17 protein-coding genes are annotated in these 17,448 nt (G+C 57.9%); 8 read left to right on the forward strand and 9 right to left on the reverse strand.

The annotated features are described in order from the left end of the window. The first annotated feature begins 420 nt into the window (after positions 1-420). Positions 421-2,094, forward strand: coding sequence for an efflux RND transporter periplasmic adaptor subunit (locus SD70_RS30330; protein ID WP_231571675.1), 1,674 nt, complete (start codon positions 421-423; stop codon positions 2,092-2,094). A 28-nt stretch (positions 2,095-2,122) separates the two neighbouring features. Further along, positions 2,123-2,755 carry an ABC transporter ATP-binding protein gene (locus SD70_RS35495; RefSeq protein ID WP_082053773.1) on the forward strand — a complete coding sequence of 211 codons (633 nt, stop codon included), beginning with the start codon at positions 2,123-2,125 and terminating at the stop codon, positions 2,753-2,755. A gap of 78 nt (positions 2,756-2,833) precedes the next feature. On the opposite strand, the gene SD70_RS34290 is transcribed toward SD70_RS35495, so the two are convergent. Together SD70_RS34290 and SD70_RS30345 are read right to left on the reverse strand one after the other, a co-directional pair. Next, on the reverse strand, positions 2,834-4,162 hold the full coding sequence (locus SD70_RS34290) for a spore coat protein (RefSeq protein ID WP_052488068.1): 1,329 nt from the start codon (positions 4,160-4,162) through the stop codon (positions 2,834-2,836). Positions 4,163-4,185: 23 nt separating this feature from the next. Beyond that, positions 4,186-4,410 carry a hypothetical protein gene (locus tag SD70_RS30345; protein ID WP_041052313.1) on the reverse strand — a complete coding sequence of 75 codons (225 nt, stop codon included), beginning with the start codon at positions 4,408-4,410 and terminating at the stop codon, positions 4,186-4,188. Positions 4,411-4,595: 185 nt separating this feature from the next. Here SD70_RS30345 and SD70_RS30350 point away from each other — a divergent pair, with 185 nt between their 5' ends. The 3 genes from SD70_RS30350 to SD70_RS38865 are packed head-to-tail and all read left to right on the forward strand — an operon-like array spanning position 4,596 to position 6,523. Continuing rightward, positions 4,596-5,945 carry an AraC family transcriptional regulator gene (locus tag SD70_RS30350; RefSeq protein WP_041052314.1) on the forward strand — a complete coding sequence of 450 codons (1,350 nt, stop codon included), beginning with the start codon at positions 4,596-4,598 and terminating at the stop codon, positions 5,943-5,945. Positions 5,946-5,996: 51 nt separating this feature from the next. Next, positions 5,997-6,392 (forward strand): VOC family protein, encoded by a 396-nt coding sequence (locus SD70_RS38860; protein WP_231571678.1) that lies wholly within the window; start codon positions 5,997-5,999, stop codon positions 6,390-6,392. Next, on the forward strand, positions 6,383-6,523 hold the full coding sequence (locus tag SD70_RS38865) for a VOC family protein (RefSeq protein ID WP_231571680.1): 141 nt from the start codon (positions 6,383-6,385) through the stop codon (positions 6,521-6,523). Before SD70_RS38860 ends, SD70_RS38865 begins: the two co-directional genes overlap by 10 nt. 272 nt (positions 6,524-6,795) lie before the next feature. Here the strand turns inward: SD70_RS38865 and SD70_RS30360 are convergent, their stop codons facing one another. The 5 genes from SD70_RS30360 to SD70_RS30385 all read right to left on the reverse strand — a co-directional run bounded on the left by SD70_RS30360 (position 6,796) and on the right by SD70_RS30385 (position 13,138). Beyond that, a complete protein-coding gene (locus tag SD70_RS30360) occupies positions 6,796-8,289 on the reverse strand; it encodes an amino acid permease (protein WP_052488069.1) in 1,494 nt (497 codons plus the stop codon). 765 nt (positions 8,290-9,054) lie between these two features. Further along, entirely contained in the window at positions 9,055-9,972 is a 918-nt protein-coding gene (locus SD70_RS30370; protein WP_041052316.1) for a DUF4340 domain-containing protein, read from the reverse strand. Further along, the gene (locus SD70_RS30375) at positions 9,969-11,363 is read right to left on the reverse strand and encodes a GldG family protein (RefSeq protein ID WP_041052317.1); all 1,395 of its coding nucleotides are present in this window, start codon (positions 11,361-11,363) and stop codon (positions 9,969-9,971) included. Before SD70_RS30375 ends, SD70_RS30370 begins: the two co-directional genes overlap by 4 nt. Before the next feature lie 55 nt (positions 11,364-11,418). Next, positions 11,419-12,138 carry an ABC transporter permease subunit gene (locus tag SD70_RS30380; protein ID WP_041052318.1) on the reverse strand — a complete coding sequence of 240 codons (720 nt, stop codon included), beginning with the start codon at positions 12,136-12,138 and terminating at the stop codon, positions 11,419-11,421. Further along, the gene (locus tag SD70_RS30385; RefSeq protein WP_041052319.1) at positions 12,131-13,138 is read right to left on the reverse strand and encodes an ABC transporter ATP-binding protein; all 1,008 of its coding nucleotides are present in this window, start codon (positions 13,136-13,138) and stop codon (positions 12,131-12,133) included. The genes SD70_RS30380 and SD70_RS30385 overlap by 8 nt, the downstream gene beginning before the upstream one ends. 240 nt (positions 13,139-13,378) lie before the next feature. Between SD70_RS30385 and SD70_RS30390 the strand changes: the two genes are divergently transcribed. Together SD70_RS30390 and SD70_RS30395 are read left to right on the forward strand one after the other, a co-directional pair. Continuing rightward, positions 13,379-14,440 carry an alpha/beta fold hydrolase gene (locus tag SD70_RS30390; protein WP_231571682.1) on the forward strand — a complete coding sequence of 354 codons (1,062 nt, stop codon included), beginning with the start codon at positions 13,379-13,381 and terminating at the stop codon, positions 14,438-14,440. A gap of 36 nt (positions 14,441-14,476) precedes the next feature. Further along, positions 14,477-15,082 carry a TetR/AcrR family transcriptional regulator gene (locus tag SD70_RS30395; RefSeq protein WP_041052320.1) on the forward strand — a complete coding sequence of 202 codons (606 nt, stop codon included), beginning with the start codon at positions 14,477-14,479 and terminating at the stop codon, positions 15,080-15,082. 72 nt (positions 15,083-15,154) lie between these two features. Here SD70_RS30395 and SD70_RS30400 read toward each other — a convergent pair whose 3' ends face one another. Beyond that, the gene (locus tag SD70_RS30400; RefSeq protein ID WP_041052321.1) at positions 15,155-15,592 is read right to left on the reverse strand and encodes an NUDIX hydrolase; all 438 of its coding nucleotides are present in this window, start codon (positions 15,590-15,592) and stop codon (positions 15,155-15,157) included. A 73-nt stretch (positions 15,593-15,665) separates the two neighbouring features. Then, entirely contained in the window at positions 15,666-16,181 is a 516-nt protein-coding gene (locus SD70_RS30405; RefSeq protein ID WP_041052326.1) for a hypothetical protein, read from the reverse strand. A gap of 345 nt (positions 16,182-16,526) precedes the next feature. On the opposite strand from SD70_RS30405, the gene pdaA reads away from it, so the two are divergent. Beyond that, entirely contained in the window at positions 16,527-17,282 is a 756-nt protein-coding gene (pdaA, locus tag SD70_RS30410) for a delta-lactam-biosynthetic de-N-acetylase (protein WP_052488071.1), read from the forward strand. The last annotated feature ends 166 nt before the right edge of the window (positions 17,283-17,448 follow it).

A 17,448-nucleotide genomic window follows, 5' to 3' on the forward strand; every position in this document is an offset into this window, starting at 1 on the left:
GCGCAGCCCGTCCCGCCACAGCCCCGCCCCGGCTGCCGCGCGCCCGTCCCGACGCCGAACACTGCCCCACCCCGGCCACCATGCGTCTTACCGCTGCCAAAAGCAACCCGGCACCGTAAGCCGCGCACTCTTTATCACCGCCGAACTGCCCCGCATACCAGCCGCGCGCCTCGCCGCCGCCCTCGCCCGGCACCTGCCCCTGCTTCTTTCAGCAAACTCTCAGCTTGCGTTAATGTGGTACTCAGCGACGGCCAGTATACTTCCTGTATGCAGGGAGGCTGGACAGCAAGCGGAAGGCAGAGGAGAGAACGGCCCGGAAGCGGACTCCATCATACATACAACAAGTGATCCGGGGCCACGGCCAAATGAAAAGGATAGAGCTACACGAGCGGCAGTATTCATGCGTCGGGAGGAATGGCAATGCGGGTTGGCAAAAAATGGATCATCTTGATCGCGGCTCTGCTAATCGCCGGAGGAGGAACCTACGCGGTCCTTCATCAGAAAAAATCGTCCAAGTCGGCGGCAGCGGCGAGCCAAGCAGTCATCAAGGTGACCAAAGGGGAAATCAGCTCAACGATATCGGGAACCGCCCAGTTCCAGGCGAAGGATATACAGAACATCATCGCCCCGGTGGACGGCGTCATCAAAACGATGAATCTCACCAGGAACAAAGCGGTCAAAAAGGGAGACGTGCTCGTCGAGCTGTCCGTACCGTCGTACGAAACCAATTTGAAGGAAGCGCAAGTTACTCTGCAGCAATACGAATCGGACCTCAGCGATTTGGAAAATCAGCTTCACAGCCTTCGCATCGCCGCCCCCATAAGCGGCAAGCTAACTTTATCGGCCGGAGTGGACGTCGGCAGCCAAGTATCGAAGACGACCAAGGTCGCGACGATCTCCGACCCGTCGCTGCTTACCGTCAAGCTCTACTTTCCCGTACAGGAAGCGCTGCAGCTGAAGCAAGGGGATTCCGTGCAGCTGGGGCTCGACGGCTATATGCTGACCAAAACCGGCACGGTGGATAGCGTCGGCCGGGACGTGACGGCGGACGCGGCCGGCAACAAGCTGGTCGGGGTGGACATCAGCGTGAAGAACGACGGGACGATGGACGCCGGCATGAAGGTGAAAGGAACCTTCACGATCGGCGGCAAAGAAGTGAACTCAAGCGGCCAGGCCGCGCTCGACTACGTCAATACGGCGACCGTCCTGGCGAATGTGAGCGGGACGGTGCAAGCGCTACATTTTAAAACCGGGCAAACGGTCGGCAAGGGCGACGTTCTCATCGACGTGTCCAACGATACGCTGCCAAACGATATCGCCAGCAAGCAAGCGGCTATCGACAGCCAGAAAATCAAAGTGGAGGACGCGCAGGCGAAGCTGAACCAGCTGACGATCGTCGCGCCGTTCGACGGCGTATTTTCCAGCGACTTCGCCAGCACGAAGACGAACGTGCTCGCCAGCTATCCGGTAGGAGCGTCCATTCAGCAGTCGACCAATCTGGGGGCGGTGGCAAGCCTGGATACGATGCAGCTTCCGATTGCGGTCGACGAGCTCGATCTGACCAGCGTCAAAGTCGGCCAGAAGGCTACGGTGAAGGTCGATGCGATCGCGGGCAAGACGTTCGAGGGCGAGGTGACCCAAGTTTCCAACGTCGGCACGACAAGCAACGGGGTCACGACGTACGATGTGATCGTTTCCGTGAAAAATACGGAGCAGAACGATTTGAAATACGGCATGACGGCGACCGCGCAAATTCAAATCCAGGACAAGAAAAACATTCTCACGCTGCCGATTCAGGCGCTGCAGTCGCGAAACGGCAAGTATTACGTCTCTCTCCAGAAAGCGGACGGAACGACCGAAGAGCAGCATGAGGTAAAAATCGGGGTTCGCAGCGCCACCATGGCCGAAATTGTCAGCGGCTTGAACGAAGGCGACCAAGTCGTCATACCGACAAGGAGAACGACAAACTCGAACGCGAACCGCAACCAATTCCCGGGCGGAGTCGGCGGCAATAGAGTCGTCATCCCGGGCGGCAGCGGCGGAGGCGGCTTCCCCGGCGGAGGTGGAGGCGGCTTCGGCGGCCGTGGCAACTGACATCCGCATGCGGGAAGGAGCGAATTCCATGAACCTTATCGAGCTAAGCCGCATTTGCAAATGGTACACGCGAGGCGCCGAAAAGCTCCATATTTTGAACGACATTTCCCTCACTATTGCCAAAGGCGATTTCGTGGCGATCGTCGGCCCGAGCGGCTCCGGCAAGTCGACGATGATGAACACGATCGGCCTGCTCGATACGCCGTCGGACGGATCGTATAGGCTGGACGGCGTGGCGACGGAGAAGCTGACCGACAACGAGCTGGCCGAGATCCGCAACCGCAAGATCGGGTTTATTTTTCAACAGTTTAACCTGCTTCCCCGCCTCACCTCGCTGGGCTGGCGCACCGGCGCTTTCGCTCTTACCGCATGCGGTGCCGACAGCCGCCGTGACGAGGAGCGCGGCTGCGCTGAGCATCACTTTTTTGTTCACTTCAGGTTCCACCTTTGCGATAGTTTGGACATCCTTTCATCCTTGCTACCTTGTATATGTGGACATGACCCGAAACATGACAAGCCTGCAGGCAAAATATTCGACAAGCCGCACCGCTCCCGGCGCGGCGCGGCACAGCATGACGGCGGCCGTACCGCCCCTCTCGGAAGGACGGCTTGCGCCCCTTCGGGCGAGCGCGTTTCCCGCAGAAGGATCAGCCGAGCTTAAGCGCCCCTTCTATCTCCGGCACACGACAAAAAGGCGCCCTGTCCCGGAGAGACGGAACGCCTTCGGCAACTCGCCAAGCTACATGAGATATTTTCCGCCCGGATTGCTGCTTGCGCCCTGCTGGCCTTGCTGAGCCCCGCTGCGGTACGACGCGGCCGTTCCGGCGCCGCCGGCATTGGTTGCGCCGGCGCTTCCCCCCGAGGCGAATACGCTTGCCGACTCTTTCGCCGACTTGCTGCCGGATAATGACCAGCTTGCCGCCGTGCCGCCATCGGCGGAGGCCGTGCCGTATTCTTGCGCGGACGAGCCGGCTCCGCTCATCGTATAGCCGCCGGACTGGCCCGCGCCGGGCCCGGATGGGCTTGGCTCGCTTCCGTAGCCTGTCTGGCTCTGGCCGCCGTAGCCCGATTGCGCCGAACCGGAGGCTAGTCCGGATTGTCCTTGTGGATAGCCGTACCCGCCTTGCCCTTGCTGCTGCGCGGTGCCGAAAACAGATGTCCCCGCTGCGCGGCCGCCCGCGATGCCCGTTGCTTGTCCGCCCTGAGCGCCGTAACCCGCTGTCGTCCCATAGCCGGCATTCATGCCGGCTGCTCCGTACTCGCCGGCGCCGGTCTGAAATACGCCCGTCCCGCTAAAGGCCTGTTCCAGAAGCGAATGCAGCTTGGAAACCGTCTGGCTTTGCTGCTGGAGCTCGCGCTGCACGTCCTGCTGCGCTGCCTGCGGAATTTGGCCGTAGCCTTGTAGCTGCCGGATCACTTGGAACAGCTGCGCCTGGCTGTCCAGCGTGTGCTGGCACAGCATTTGGAACGTATGGCGAATGTTCGGATTCGTCGCCTCCAGCGCCCCTGTCGCGTATTCGCGCGCAATCCGCTTCATTTCGTTCAGAACGAAATTGGCGTAATCGGTCTCGGACAGCGAGCCCCGGCTCTGGCTTTGTCCTTGCGCGTACGATTGCTGGCCGGACCAGCCCTGGCTGTGCTGGGGCTGATAGTGTTGCCCTTGCCCGAATTGGGCTTGGACATATGGAGCTTGCCCGTATTGATGCTGTCCGTGCTGAGTTTGGCCGTACTGGGCTTGTCCATATGCTCCTGGCTCCACCTGTCTTTGGCCATATTGCGCTTGCCCGTATTGGCCTTGTTCGTGCTGAGTTTGGCCGTACTGGCTGGCGCTGTACAGAGTGTGGCCGTGCTGGGGCTGACTGTATTGACTTTGTCCGGTCTGGGTATGCCCGTACTGGCTTTGACCCGGCTGGGTATGCCCGTACTGGCTTTGGCCGTATTGGCTTTGTGCGTACTGGCTTTGGCCGGCTTGCAGCTGAGCCTCCTGGCTCTGCTCCATGCCTTGCCGCTGCTGGGTTTGCTGGCCGTAAGCCTGCTGCTGGTTGAATGCATTTTGCAATGGATACATGGCGATGCCTCCGCTTTCGTCGGTTAATGAGTCAGTGTCGTCTGCTGCTGCAGCGTGTTCAGCAAATGGCCAAACACCTGAAGCCGTTCTTGCGCCATCTGCGTCAGCGTTTGCCGCAGCTGGGCATCCTGCACTTCACCCGCGCCTTGAATGCACAGCTTTGTCAAAAGCTCCTCGTTCTTCATCGAATCGGACAAATACTCCAATTCTTTTGCGGTCAGGCCGCTCTGATTCGTCGTAGTGTGCATGAACGAACACCCTCCTTTCCATTTACTGCATTAGAGTGTCCAGGTTTGCCGCCCGGTATGTACAACATTTTCCACCGGTGAGAGGACACGTGCCGATTCTGATAAAAAATGGCACCTGTCATTCGCCCCAATTTGGTAAGATCAGGATAGCCGAATCGATTCTTTCACCAAGGAAGAGGGTGGACATGGAGACCGTTATCGCAGTCCAGCGCGCCATCGATTATATGGAGGAGCATCTCGGCGAACGGATCGAACCGCAGCGGATCGCCGAAGCCGCTTATATGTCGCTGCCGAATTTGTACCGGATGTTTTACGCGCTGACCGGGCATCCCCTGGTGGAGTATGTCCGCAAACGACGCATCCATCGCGCAGCCGTTTCCCTGCGGCATTCCGACGCCCCGGTGCTGGACATCGCTTTCGATTGCGGCTTCGACTCGTACCGGACGTTTGCCGCTGCGTTCAAGCGGTTCACCGGCTTGACGCCGGGTGCATACCGCAAAGCAGGCACTTACTACAGCTTCGAGCGGGTCAATTTGCCGGAAAAAGTCAGCTATGCGGAAGACCGGGCACTGTCCCGGCAATATCCCGACGTGAAGGTGATCCGGACTTTGCCGGAGCGGGCGGTTGCTTATCGCCACGCCGCTTTTGCGCGAGAAGGGCTGGAGGATGAGGCGTTTCGGCTTTTTTACGAGCTGCTGGCGGCGGCCGGTTTCGATATGGAGAAGACGCGCATATTCGGCAGCGACGTCCCGCCGGAGCCCGGCTCGCGGCCGAACCTGCTCGAGTATGTCGTGATGGCGCCGATCGAGCCGCATGACGCGGCCATCCACCCTAAGCTGTTCACGACGGCGCTGCCGGAAGGGCTATACGCGGTCTGCACAGCGCCTGCGGGACCGGCTGAAGCGATCGTCGCCGAATGGAACCGGCTTCTTGCGGAATGGCTCCCGAGAAGCAGCTTCAAGCTCGGCGGACACATGTTCATGGAGCAGTACTGCCATCACCGCGGCAAAACGACCCGGCTCAAGCTGTTCCTGCCGGTCGTCCGCAAGCACGAACAGGAACCGATCGAAATTGCGCAGCTCGCCCCCGTACGAATGCTCGCCTTCCGGGCGGCGGGCGATACCGCCCAGTCCGCCGCGGACGAGCGATTGACCGGCTGGCTCACGGATAACGGCATAACGGGGGGCGGCGATCGCTCTTTGTTTATGTGCTATAGCTACGGTTTTGGCAACGGAAGTGACCGCTGGTATGAGCTCGGGGTATCGCTGCTGCCCGATGAGGAGCTTTCTGCACCGCATGGCGGGCAGATCAAATGGATGGAGGGCGGACTTTACGCCTGCGTCACGACAGAAGCTTACGGCGCCATGACCGGCGTGCTCGACAGGCTGCACGAATGGCTGGGCCGCAGCGGCGAATACCGGATGGACGAGGCGCGGTCCTGGCTCGCCAAATACGAAGTCGGCGCCGGACCCGACGTGGAGCGGTCGACACGAGTCACCTGCTGCCTACCAATCTCGGTGAGGGAACCAGGTTAACGCCGTCGCTGAGACGAATGCATTCCCACTGATCGATAAGGAGATGCCTGGATGGCCCAACATGCCAAAAAGCGCCGCGAGGCGCCCCGCCGCAAGCCGCAGCGGGGAATTGAAGGGTACAAGCCCGTTGTTATTCCGAACGCGGCCAAAACGTTATTTGGAGGAATCGAGATGAACGATGCGGAACAAAAGCAGGCGAAGCGGGCCGGCAGCAGCCCGATCATGAACAAGGTCGGCAGCATTTTTATTCCTGTCCGGGATATCGAGCGGGCGCGGGAGTGGTATTGCCGTCTGCTCGGGCTGCCGGCGGATTGCCCGATCATGGACGGCCACTTGTGCCCGCTGCCGATGGACGGAACCGGCGTCATTCTGGACACGATGCCGATGTGGGGCGGCAAGGAACCCGGCGCGCGCCGAGCATCCGCACTCCGGCCTTCATGCTGCTGACAAGCGACCTTCAGGCCGCCTACGAGTTGGCCGAAGCGAACAACGTCGAGCTGGTTACCGACATCCGGCACGACCACTGGTTCGTGATCCGGGACCCCGACGGGAACCTGTTGATGGTTTGCCGGGAATAGGTAGCGAGGAAACAAATACGCTGAAAGAACTGCTGCGGCAGTTCTTTTGGAAGGAATTACTATTATTTCCAAAAGATCTTGGATGACGGAACCATTCTTGAAACTAAGGTGAGTCATGCGTTAGGCAAAGAAATTCCTTCCGGATTGTGGCATAAGATTCTTAAGCACCAGTTGAAAACTAGCCAGGAAGAGTTCAATAAGCACAGCTAATCAAGCAATAAGCCTCTCCGAAAAATGAAGCAAACGCCCGGGCCGGAGCCGGGGCGTTTGCTTCATTTAGCCGATGGGATTTGCTGCACGTCGAAGTCGCATTGGTCCAGCGGCACGATGCGGGTGCGGTGCTTGATTTTGTAAACCAGGAACACCACCGCAAAAATCGGCAGCCCGATGTAGGCCGCGATCAGCCCGGTCCAATCGATCGTGCCGCCGCTGAGTGCCGCATAGCCTTGTCCGATCATAACCAGCACGCAGACGACGAACGCGGCAATGGGGCCAAACGGGAACCAACGCGCGCGGTAAGGGAGCCGCTCCGGATCGTGCCCCTGCAGCACGTACGCTTTGCGGAAGCGGTAATGGCTGACGGCGATGCCGACCCAGGCCAGGAAGCCGCACATGCCGGAAGCGTTGAGCAGCCACGTGTATACGACGCCGTCGCCGAACAAAGAGGCAAGGAAAGCCAGCATGCCGATGGCCGCAGTCACGACGAGCGACGCAACCGGCACGCCGCGGCGGTCCAGTCCGCCGAGCCAGCGCGGGGCGCTGCCCTCTTTGGCGAGCGTCCACAGCATGCGCGTGGAAGCGTACATGCCCGAGCTCCCCGCCGACAGCACGGAGGTCAAAATGATCGCGTTCATGACGGATGCCGCAACGGCCAGGCCGGCGTTACGGAATACGATCGTGAACGGGCTCATGGCGATTTTGTCGACGTCACCGCTAAGAAGAACGGGATCGTTGTACGAGATTAGCGCGCCGATAACGAAAATCGCCAAAATATAGAACAGCAAAATGCGCCAAAACACTTGGCGGATCGCTTTCGGCACAGTCCGGCCGGGGTTCTCGCTCTCACCGGCCGTGATCCCGATCAATTCGGTGCCCTGGAACGAGAAGCCCGCGGCCATGAACACGCCGAGCAGCGCCATAAAGCCGCCGTGGAACGGGCTGTTGCCTGCGGCGTAATGGCTCAGTCCGGCAGGCTTCGCGCCGTCGCCCATGATGCCGGCGATCATCAGCAAGCCGACGACGATAAAGACGATCACGGTCGCCACCTTCAGGAACGAAAACCAATACTCGGACTCCCCGTAGCTGCGCACGGAAAAATAGTTGATCAAAAACATGAGCGCCAAATAAAGCGCACACCACAGCAGCGCCGGCGAGCCCGGAAACCAGTACTTCATAATGAGGCTCGCGGCCGACAGCTCGGCGGCAATCGTAATCGCCCAGTTGAACCAATAGTTCCAGCCGAGAGCGAAGCCCAGCGCCGGGTCGACAAAACGGTTCGCATACGTGCTGAACGATCCCGACACCGGCATGAAAGCCGCCATTTCGCCAAGACTGGTCATCAGGAAGTAGACGATAACGCTAATCGCCAAATAGGCGAGAAGCGCCCCGCCGGCACCCGCCGAATGAATCGCCCCGCCGCTGGCCAGGAACAGTCCCGTTCCGATCGAACCGCCGAGCGAAATCATGGTCATATGTCTGGCCTTCAGTCCGCGTTTTAGCTGTCCTTCAGGCTTCAATCGAGATTGTGTGCGGTTGATCGCAGGCATTGTGCTATTGCCCTCTTTCCCGTGTAGTAAGAAAACTTTCAAAAATGAGCGATCTGCAAGTTTTGCGCAGCAAAATTCGCAGACGCTTTCCTTACCGTTCAAAAAGAAAGCCGGCGCTATGCCGACTGATTCATTTTACTATGGGGGCATAGGGAGGGACACAGGGGGTTGGTGGAACGGGTAGTGGCCTTCTGGCAATTGATCAAATAGATGGGGCTATCCCGCAGATGAGCGGTGCGGTGGCAGACTGTGAAAGGGGCGCCGAGGGTAGCCGCTGCCCGCGAAAACGACAAACTGCAAGTGCTGCTCGAGCAACTGCAGAGGCTGCTTCCGCCAAACCGGCCCCGGTAGTTGCCGCAACGGCAATTGGAAAGCCGTCCGTGGCCGCCTGTGTGCAAAAACGCCGACTGCAAATGCTGTTCGAGCAACTGCAGCGGCTACTTCCTCCTAACGCCCGCTGTAGTTGCCTCAACAGCAACTTGGAGCTTGGCCGTCTATGGTCGTCCGCGTTCAAAAACGGCCGCTGGCGAAGTGCTGTTCGAGCAACTGCAGCGGCAACTGCCTCCTAAACGCCCTCTGTAGTTGCCTCAACAGCAACTGGAGTGCCGTCCGTGGCCTCCTGCTCGCAAAAACGCCGCTGCAAGTGCTGTTCGTGCAACTGCAGCGGCAACTGCAGCCGCAAAATGCAAAAAGGCTGCCTCCGAAGCAGCAAACTTCTCTGCTCCGAGGGCAACCCTAACCTCAACTACCATGTTTGCGTAACTCTTACTGCTTCCCCTTGTCCGCCAAATCCTGCACGGATTTGAGCGGCACGGCGTACGCCCAGGCGTCGCCCTGCTTCAGCAGCCAGACGTTGTCGCCGTCGATGCGGCCGACATATTTCGTCGTCTTGCTGCTGCCGCCGTCCGTCTCGGTCAGATCGGCCGAGAAGTCGGGCGCGGTCATATTGAACGAGCTGGCCGGCTTCGCTTCCTGCTGCGTCGTGAGCGCCAGGAAGTCGCTGAGCACGGGCGATGCGTCGGCTCCCTTCATATCTTTGCCGCCCAGCTTCCAAGAAGCATCGGCCGCGGCCTTGTCTTTGTCGCTCTTCGTCAGCGACCAGGATTGGCCCTTCCACGTCAGCGACAGCGAAGTCACTTTATCGTAGTCGAATTTAACAGGGCCTTTCACCTGAAAATCTACCGGCGCCTTGCCGATACCCGACAGCGTCTGGTCGCTGACCTGATACACGGTTTTGCCGTCATCGACGCTGACGTAGCTATAGCCCGATATGGCAAGCGGCATCCCGACGCGAACCGTGTGGACGGGGCCGTTTTTCATCGTCAGCTTGTAGAGCTGCTTCGGCTTATCGAGCCCGTACTTGGCCAGGTCGGCGCCCTCCTCCACCTTCGCCTCGTACGTGAGCGCGTTATAGCTGTCGATCCAGCCCTCGACCGAGTTAGAATCGACCGGCAGAGCGGCGGGCTTCGTCATCGTCCATGAAGCGCCGTCCCCCCGCTGCAGCTCGGTCTGCTTGCCGTCCGCCGTCTGGAGCGAGACGTCCTGCACGTCGTCCGCCTTGACCGTCGTGACGAGCGCCTTCACGTCGTCCGTCTTCTCGCGGAAAAAGTTATGGCTCTTCGCGTACCAGAACCCGCCGATAGCGACGATGAGCAGCACCAGCGTGGGAATGAGGCGCTTCATCCTTTCCTCCTCCTCCACCAGATCCAGCCGCCGATGAGCAGGAACAAGAGTGGCAGCAGCACGATCGTGAAGATGAAGATGGTGTTCGCCTGGCTCGGCATGAGCGTGACTTGCTGATAAGCGTCGCCTTGGCGCGGACGGATCGTCACTTGGTCTTTCTGCTCGTCAAGCCAGTTGACGGAGTTCAGCGCGAAGTCGCGGTTGCCTTGCTGGCCGATGACCTGGTCGTGCAGGAACGAGAAGCCGCCGATGACAATCGCCTTCGGCTTGCTGCCGTCCTTCGTCGACACGGCGTAAGCGAGATTGAGCGGGCCTTTAATATCGTTCGCATCGTTCGTCGTCTTGCTCTTGAGCAGGTCGGCAATGTTCGTCTCGCCGTACGCTTTGTCCGTCGACTTAAGCAGCACGGACGCGTCGTAGGTCGCGTTATTCGGATCGTTCTTCATCGTGATCGCCTGCGTGATCAGCGTCAGCAATCCGTTGGCTTGCAGCTTGTCCGTAATTTCGTGGCTGCCGAATTCCGGCACGATCGTCAGCGGATCGCCCAGCGACGTTCGACTCGTATCGATGGCGATGGCGTGCTGGTCTTGAATGCCGTACGTGTTCAGCAGGGAGTCGATATTTTTCCAGCTTGTCGCCATGTCCTTGTTGAAGCCGAAGGAGAAGAACAACCTGCCTTTGTTTTTCAAATAGTCGCCGACGAGCTGCGCTTCCTTGTCGGAAAGATCCGTCTGCGGCCCGACGATGAAGAGAATCTCGGCATCGTCCGGGATTTTGCCGTCGCGCAGCAGGTTCAGGTCTTTCACCTCATAGTTGCTGCCTTCCAGCGCGGATTGGAAAACGTTCATCTGACTCAGCGGGATTTCCCCATGGCCGGACAAGAAGTAGACCGGGTGCTTCGTCTTGCTCGTCAGGCTGATGAGCGCCTGGGTAAACTGAGCCTCGCCGCTGAACGAATACGATCCGTCCTGCTGGCTGTTGAACATTTGATAATAGCTCACTTCCTTGCGATTGTCACCGCTAATGAACAGCACGACGCCGCTGCCGTCGGTAATTTGGTACTGTTGGGCGACGGACGGTTCTTTAAGAATGTCGTGCTCCTCGAACGTAATGTGGCTGCTGCGCTGCTTATATTCGTTCGCGAGGTCGCTCACCTGGCGCGTAATGAACGGGTCGGCGGAGCTCGGGTTGGTGAAAGCTATGATTTTCACGTCTTGGTTCAGGTTTTTCAGCGTGCTGATCGTCTGCTCGGACAGCGAGAAGTTTTTGTTCTTCGTCAGGTCGAGCTGAAATCCCTTCACTGAATGAAGGAACAGCGTCAGGACGATGAAAATCCCGATCGCGGCGAGCGACAGCACGACAGCGTTCGACCTTTTGATCCACTTGTTCATGCGGCTGCCCTCCTGTTCCGTAGATTCCGTACATTCGTTATTATCGTCATCGTCATTACCTCCACCGCTTCCGTTCCAGCACCTGGATGCTCAGCAGCAGGAACAAGGCTGCCAGCGTGACGTAAAACAGCACGTCCGAGCCGTTCAACACGCCCTTCTGCAGATTGGCCATCCGGGCATTGAGCGAGAACTGGGTAATGACGTCCTTCAGCGTGCCGCCGCTGACCGAACCGGCGATCCAGTCGACGAGCCACAGCACGAGCAGCAGCACAAACGCGACGATGCCGGATACCATCTGGTTGGCGGACAGCGACGAAGCGAACAGACCGATCGCCATCATCGCCGCGCCGAGCAGGAACATGCTCAGGTACGACAGCCACAGCACCGGCTTATCGAGCGTCCCGTACTGGGATTCGATGAGCGGGTAAATGAGGCTTGTCACGACGAGCATGAGCTGCACGGTGGCCGCCGCGGCGTATTTGCCGAGCACGATTTCCGTCAGGCTGGCCGGCGACGTGAGCAGCAGCTCGTCCGTGCCGTGCCGGAATTCGTCGGCGACGAGGCGCATCGTTAAGAGCGGCACGATGAACAGGTAAATGAATGTCGTGTTGCCGACAAGCCCGCGGATGTCGATGGTGCTTGGCTGCGACAGCACGAACGCGAGATAGAAAAAGATGCTCGACATGAGCACGTACACGGCGAACGCCACGTACGACGTCGGCGAGTAGAAAAACATTTGCAGCTCTTTGCGGTATACCGCCATCATTCTACGCATCTTCGCCCGCCTCCTCGTGATCGTCGTCGTCCGGTTCGCCCGGGCGGGAAGCGGCAGGCTCTTCGGTCGTCAGCTTGAGGAAAATGTCCTCGAGGCTGAGCGACTCGCGCTTCATTTCCAGAATCGGATAGCCCGCCTTGGCCATTGCAAAGAACACTTCTTCGCGAATGTCGGTGCGGTCCTTGGCCGTAACGAGCAGCTTCACCGTCTCGGCGTCCGCCGCGGACTCTTCGTCCATAAGCTTCGCCTCGGCAACGGCGCTCAGCCGCTTCAGCTGCGAACGGACTTCTTGCGCAGGCCCTTTCACCTCGAGCCGCAGCTCGAACTGCTCGCCCATGGCGCTGCCGAGGTTTTCCGGCTTCTCGTCCAGCACGACTTGCCCCTGGTTGATGATAAGCACGCGGTTGCAGATGGCGTTCACCTCGGGCAAAATGTGCGTGCTGAGCAGAACCGTGTGATTTTCGCCGAGCTCGCGGATCAGGTCCCGGATCTCGATAATTTGCTTCGGATCGAGGCCTGACGTAGGCTCGTCCAAAATGAGCAAATCCGGCTGATGCAAAATCGCCTGCGCGAGTCCGACGCGCTGCTTGTAGCCTTTGGACAAGGAGCGGATAATTTGCCGCTCGCGGCCCTGCAGGCCGAGCTTGCCGATCGTTTCGGCAATGCGCCGCTTCTGCTCGCGCGCCGGAACGTCCCGCAAATCGGCGATAAATTTCAAATACGCTTCTACCGTCAGCTCCGGGTAGAGCGGAGGCGTTTCCGGCAAATAGCCGATTTTTTTGCGCGTCTTGCGCGGGTGATCGGCCATCGACAGCCCGTCGACGGCGATGCTTCCTTTGGTTGGATTCAGATAGCCGGTAATCATGCGCATCGTCGTCGTTTTCCCGGCTCCGTTCGGACCGAGAAAACCGACGATTTCGCCGCGGCTCATCGAGAAATCGATGTTGCGAACCCCGCGCCGGTTTTCGTACAGCTTGCTCACTTGCTTCACTTCAAGCACGTGGGATCCTCCGTTTCGTATAGAGTCATGGGAATGGCCCAGTAGCGGCGCTCTAAAAACCCTCACCAGCATACCCGTGCAACAATAACGTTAGCTTAAGCGAAGATGAAATTTGGATTAAAAAAATGTGTCCAAATTGTGAATTAAGTTCCCATTGACACGATTGAGAAAACAATATTATTTTTGAGTGAATAATTCACTCATTGAAAAGAGGTGCTTCTCTTGACCAAGACGAATATTTTGCCCGATCTGCTCATGAGAAAAAGAAATCAACGCAAAAATGTCCATATTCTGCACATGCAAGCGCCGAACGGTATTGCCGAAAGCGAATATGTGCAAATTGGCGGCATCGACCAATGGATCACGATTCGCGGTGAAGATCGCACTAACCCCGTTCTGCTGTTCCTTCACGGAGGTCCCGGCTCCACCTATTCCATCTTTGCCGCTATGCTTCGCCCCTGGGAAAAAGACTTTACGATTGTGCAGCGGGATCAGCGCGGCACAGGTAAAACTTTCCGCAAGAACGGCAACAGCGGCTGCGGTACGATCACTTTCGACCGGATTGCTCAAGACGGGATCGAGGTCGCGCAGCATGTCTGTCAAAAGCTCGGCCAGGACAAAGTGATTCTTATTGGAAGTTCTGCCGGAAGCTTGCCCGGCATCCTGATGGCGGCGCGCCGCCCGGACTTGTTCCATGCCTACGTCGGAACGGATCAGAACTCCCCGGACTCGACCCGCCTTGCGCATCGGCTCGCTCTGGACGCTATGCGCGAGGCGCGCATGGACAAGGGCGTCCGTTGGCTGGAACAGATGGGGCCGGATCCGTCCCGCTGGACCTTGCCGGATCTTGATAAACGAAACCGATTCATGGTGAAAGTCCCGCAGCAGGTTCCCAATATGATCATGGACCTTATCCTACCGGCTCTACTGGCTTCTCCGGAACATACTTTCCGGGATATCATCGATGTTTTCAAGGGGATGAATTTCTCGCTCGAGCACTTGTTCAGAGAGATGGTTACGTTCGATTACAACAAGCTTGGGAACAGGTTTGCATTGCCATTCTTTATTTTTCAAGGAGAATCCGACATCATTACTCCTGTTGCACCAGCTGCAGCGTTTTTCGAAAAGATCGAGGCTCCGCATAAAGAGTTTGCGCTCATCCGGAACGCCGGCCACCTTGCGTGTTTCGCCCAACCGGAACAATTTCTGGCGGAACTGAACCGGCGGGTGCGTCCGCTGGCAGTGAAACCGCAAGATTTGCCGTTGTCGGGTCCAAGCACGATTGCTGCTGTGTTACAATAAGAGGCGATATTCCCTAATGAACGGAGTTTGAGAACTTTGTCCCCTTTAAACAAGCAGCAGTTGGAAAAAATTCGCGACGAGCGCCGGGAGCAGATCAAGCAGGCGGCGCTCCGGCTGTTCGCCCGCCGCGGCTTCGGCGGCACCAAAACGAGCCTGATCGCTGCGGAAGCCGGCATCAGCGAAGGATTGATCTATCGCTATTTCTCCTCCAAGGACGAGTTGTTCACAGAGCTCGTAGAGGAGCTCATGAACGAAGCGAGCCAAGCGGTCCAGTCCATTCATCAACTGCTGGGCACGCCCTACGAACAGATCAGCGCATTGACCCAAGACATGATGGACGAGAACAACCAGTACGCCTTTATGTTCATTCAGCAGGCGCGTTACTCCGACAATATTCCGGAGAAGGCTTCGCAAATTTTGCAGCAGCTTTCCGGGAACGCCATTATCGAGAAACTGCTGCCGGTCTTCGTGAAAGGGCAAGAAGCCGGCGAGTTTGCGGCGGGCAATCCCCGGGAAATGCTGTCCTGGTATTTCATGATCGTCCATAGTTTGATTCTGCAGGCTAAAGGGGACGAAGAGTTCGGGCTCCCCCCGGCGAAAGTTTTGATGCGCGTATTGACCGACGGAGCCAGCAAAGCATGACGGTTGCAAGCAAAGCCCCGCAAGCCCCGGCGGAGCATGGGGGCTAGCAATAAAGCCGGAGCCGAAGCGTCCCTACTCCCAGCCGTAGCTGTCGAACATGCGGCCCGCGGCTGCGTTATCGAGAGCGCGGCGGACATACGGAATCACGTTGCCCGGCAGCTTGTCCAGCGGGTGCCAGGCCAGTTCGTCACACTTATGCGGCTCCATGTTGACCGGTTCTCCCATCCACTCGCGCACCTCGACGAAAAAATCGACCCGCTCGTCGTTGGCGCGCCGATGCATAATGCCCACGATCTGAACATCCTCGCGCCGGATGTCGATGCCCGCCTCCTCCTTCGCTTCGCGTACCGCCGCAGCGGCCACTTCCTCGCCCCCGTCAAGGTGGCCGGCGATGACGCTGTAGCTGCCGTCCTCGTATCCGGTGTTGTAACGCCGCAGCAGCAGTACGTCCCCGCCGCGGCGCAGAAATACGTGCACCGCCAGGGGCACGGTAAATCGTTCGGTGTTCATAAGTTGATCCTCCTGCATTTGGCAAAACGGCCCTCGAACCGCCGACGGTTCGGGAGCCGTTTTTGAGTTTATTTTAGAGCTGGGTGTTCTTGTTGCGCCCGCTGCTCAAGAAAAGAAGCGCACCGGCGGCAATCAGCACGATCGCCAGTATCGGCCGGCTGCCGAACAAGCTGTTCCACAGCGCGCCGAGCGAGAACAAGGCGAAGAACAGCAGCGACAGCACGAACAAAATGTTGATCGGAATCAGCAGCCAGCGGTTGCGCCCGCCGAACCAGTAAAACTCGAACAATCCGGCCGCTACGGCCAGCAGGAAGCCCGGCCACAGCACGCCCCAGAGGTCAAACAGCATCGCCAGCTGGCAAACGATGCCCGAAACGAGCAGGATGCCGCCCGGAATGAGCAGTCCGGAACCGCGCCGGCCCGTCATGCTGAAGTAGAGCCAATGGAAGAAGACGCCGAGCGGGAGCACGAACAGGCTGGGCCAGAAATACCCGAACAGCGAGCCCGCATGCAGCGCCTCCCCTTTCACGCTGAATAAGATGATCCCTATGGCGATCAAAATGACGCCGAAGAACGATTTTTGATTCATTGGAGAATGAGCCACCTTTTCCTCTTTTTTCAAGTTTCCGTTTGCTTTCATCATCGTACAGGTTTCCGGGTGCCGCGTCATCCTCCTCAAGACCGATCTGCTCCCCGGCATGAGTCCGAAGCGGACCGGTATTTGCACTCGCCGAAGCAGTTTTTTTTAGATTTGTTCTCTTTACTTGAAATCAGGTTAATGTAACCCTCCGAATGGCATATTACTGAATGGCGATTTAACCACAGGACGGGGGACATTATGATAAGTGTAAAACAGATCGGTATCGTGTTCATCGCTGTTTCGATTGGCCTGATGATGACATTCGCGAAGGCGGAGGGCCCCTCGGCATCTGCCATGAAACCTGCCAAAAATTCCTTTTTTGAACAGGTCGGCGGCGATTTGGGCACGAAACAATTCCATTTTGGTTGGAAGAAGAGCAAAAATGGCCAGCTTCCATCCATTTCGGAAGAAGGGTTCCAAGACATTTTTAAAAAGCACGAGGCCATTTTTCTCGGAGATACCACGAAAAAAGAGTTGTTCCTTACGTTTGATAACGGCTTTGAGAACGGGTATACCGCCAAAGTTCTTGACGTTCTGAAGGAAAAGCGAGTGCCGGCTTGTTTTTTCGTAACCGGCGGCTACGTCAAAGATGCCCCGGACTTGTTAAGACGCATGGTTCAGGAGGGGCATCTGGTCGGCAATCATTCATGGGGGCATCCGGACATGTCCCGCTTGCCGCCCGACCGTATTAAAACGGAGCTTGATAAATTGAAGCATCAGGTCCAAGCGGTCACCGGACAGACGCAAATGACTTATATGCGCCCGCCGAGCGGCATATTCAGCGATCGCTTGTTGGGAGTTGCCGGAGAGTTGGGCTATACCACCGTATTCTGGTCCATTGCTTATAAAAACGATTGGAACCCTAAGCGCATCATGGGCTGGAAGTTTGCATTCGACCAAGTAATCAGCCAATTGCACCCGGGAGCGGTGATCATGCTGCATACCGTTTCACGCGATAATTGCGAGGCGATAGGGGCGATCATCGACGAAGCGCGGAGGCAAGGATACGAATTCAAGAGTCTTGATCAACTCGCCGTAAAGAACTATTAGGATGAAAGCAGTTTTTGGCAATGAGCACCGGTCGGAGATCGGTGCATTTTTGCGCAACAAAGGGCCGAATCGGGTAGGAGGCTACCCATTAGTTGAGTAGCCGACCTCCCACACCACCGTACGTACCGTTCGGTATACGGCGGTTCCTTAGTTCACGCAGTTACTT

The sequence above is a fragment of the Gordoniibacillus kamchatkensis genome, assembly GCF_000829455.1.
GTDB classification, from domain to species: Bacteria; Bacillota; Bacilli; order Paenibacillales; family NBRC-103111; genus Gordoniibacillus; species Gordoniibacillus kamchatkensis.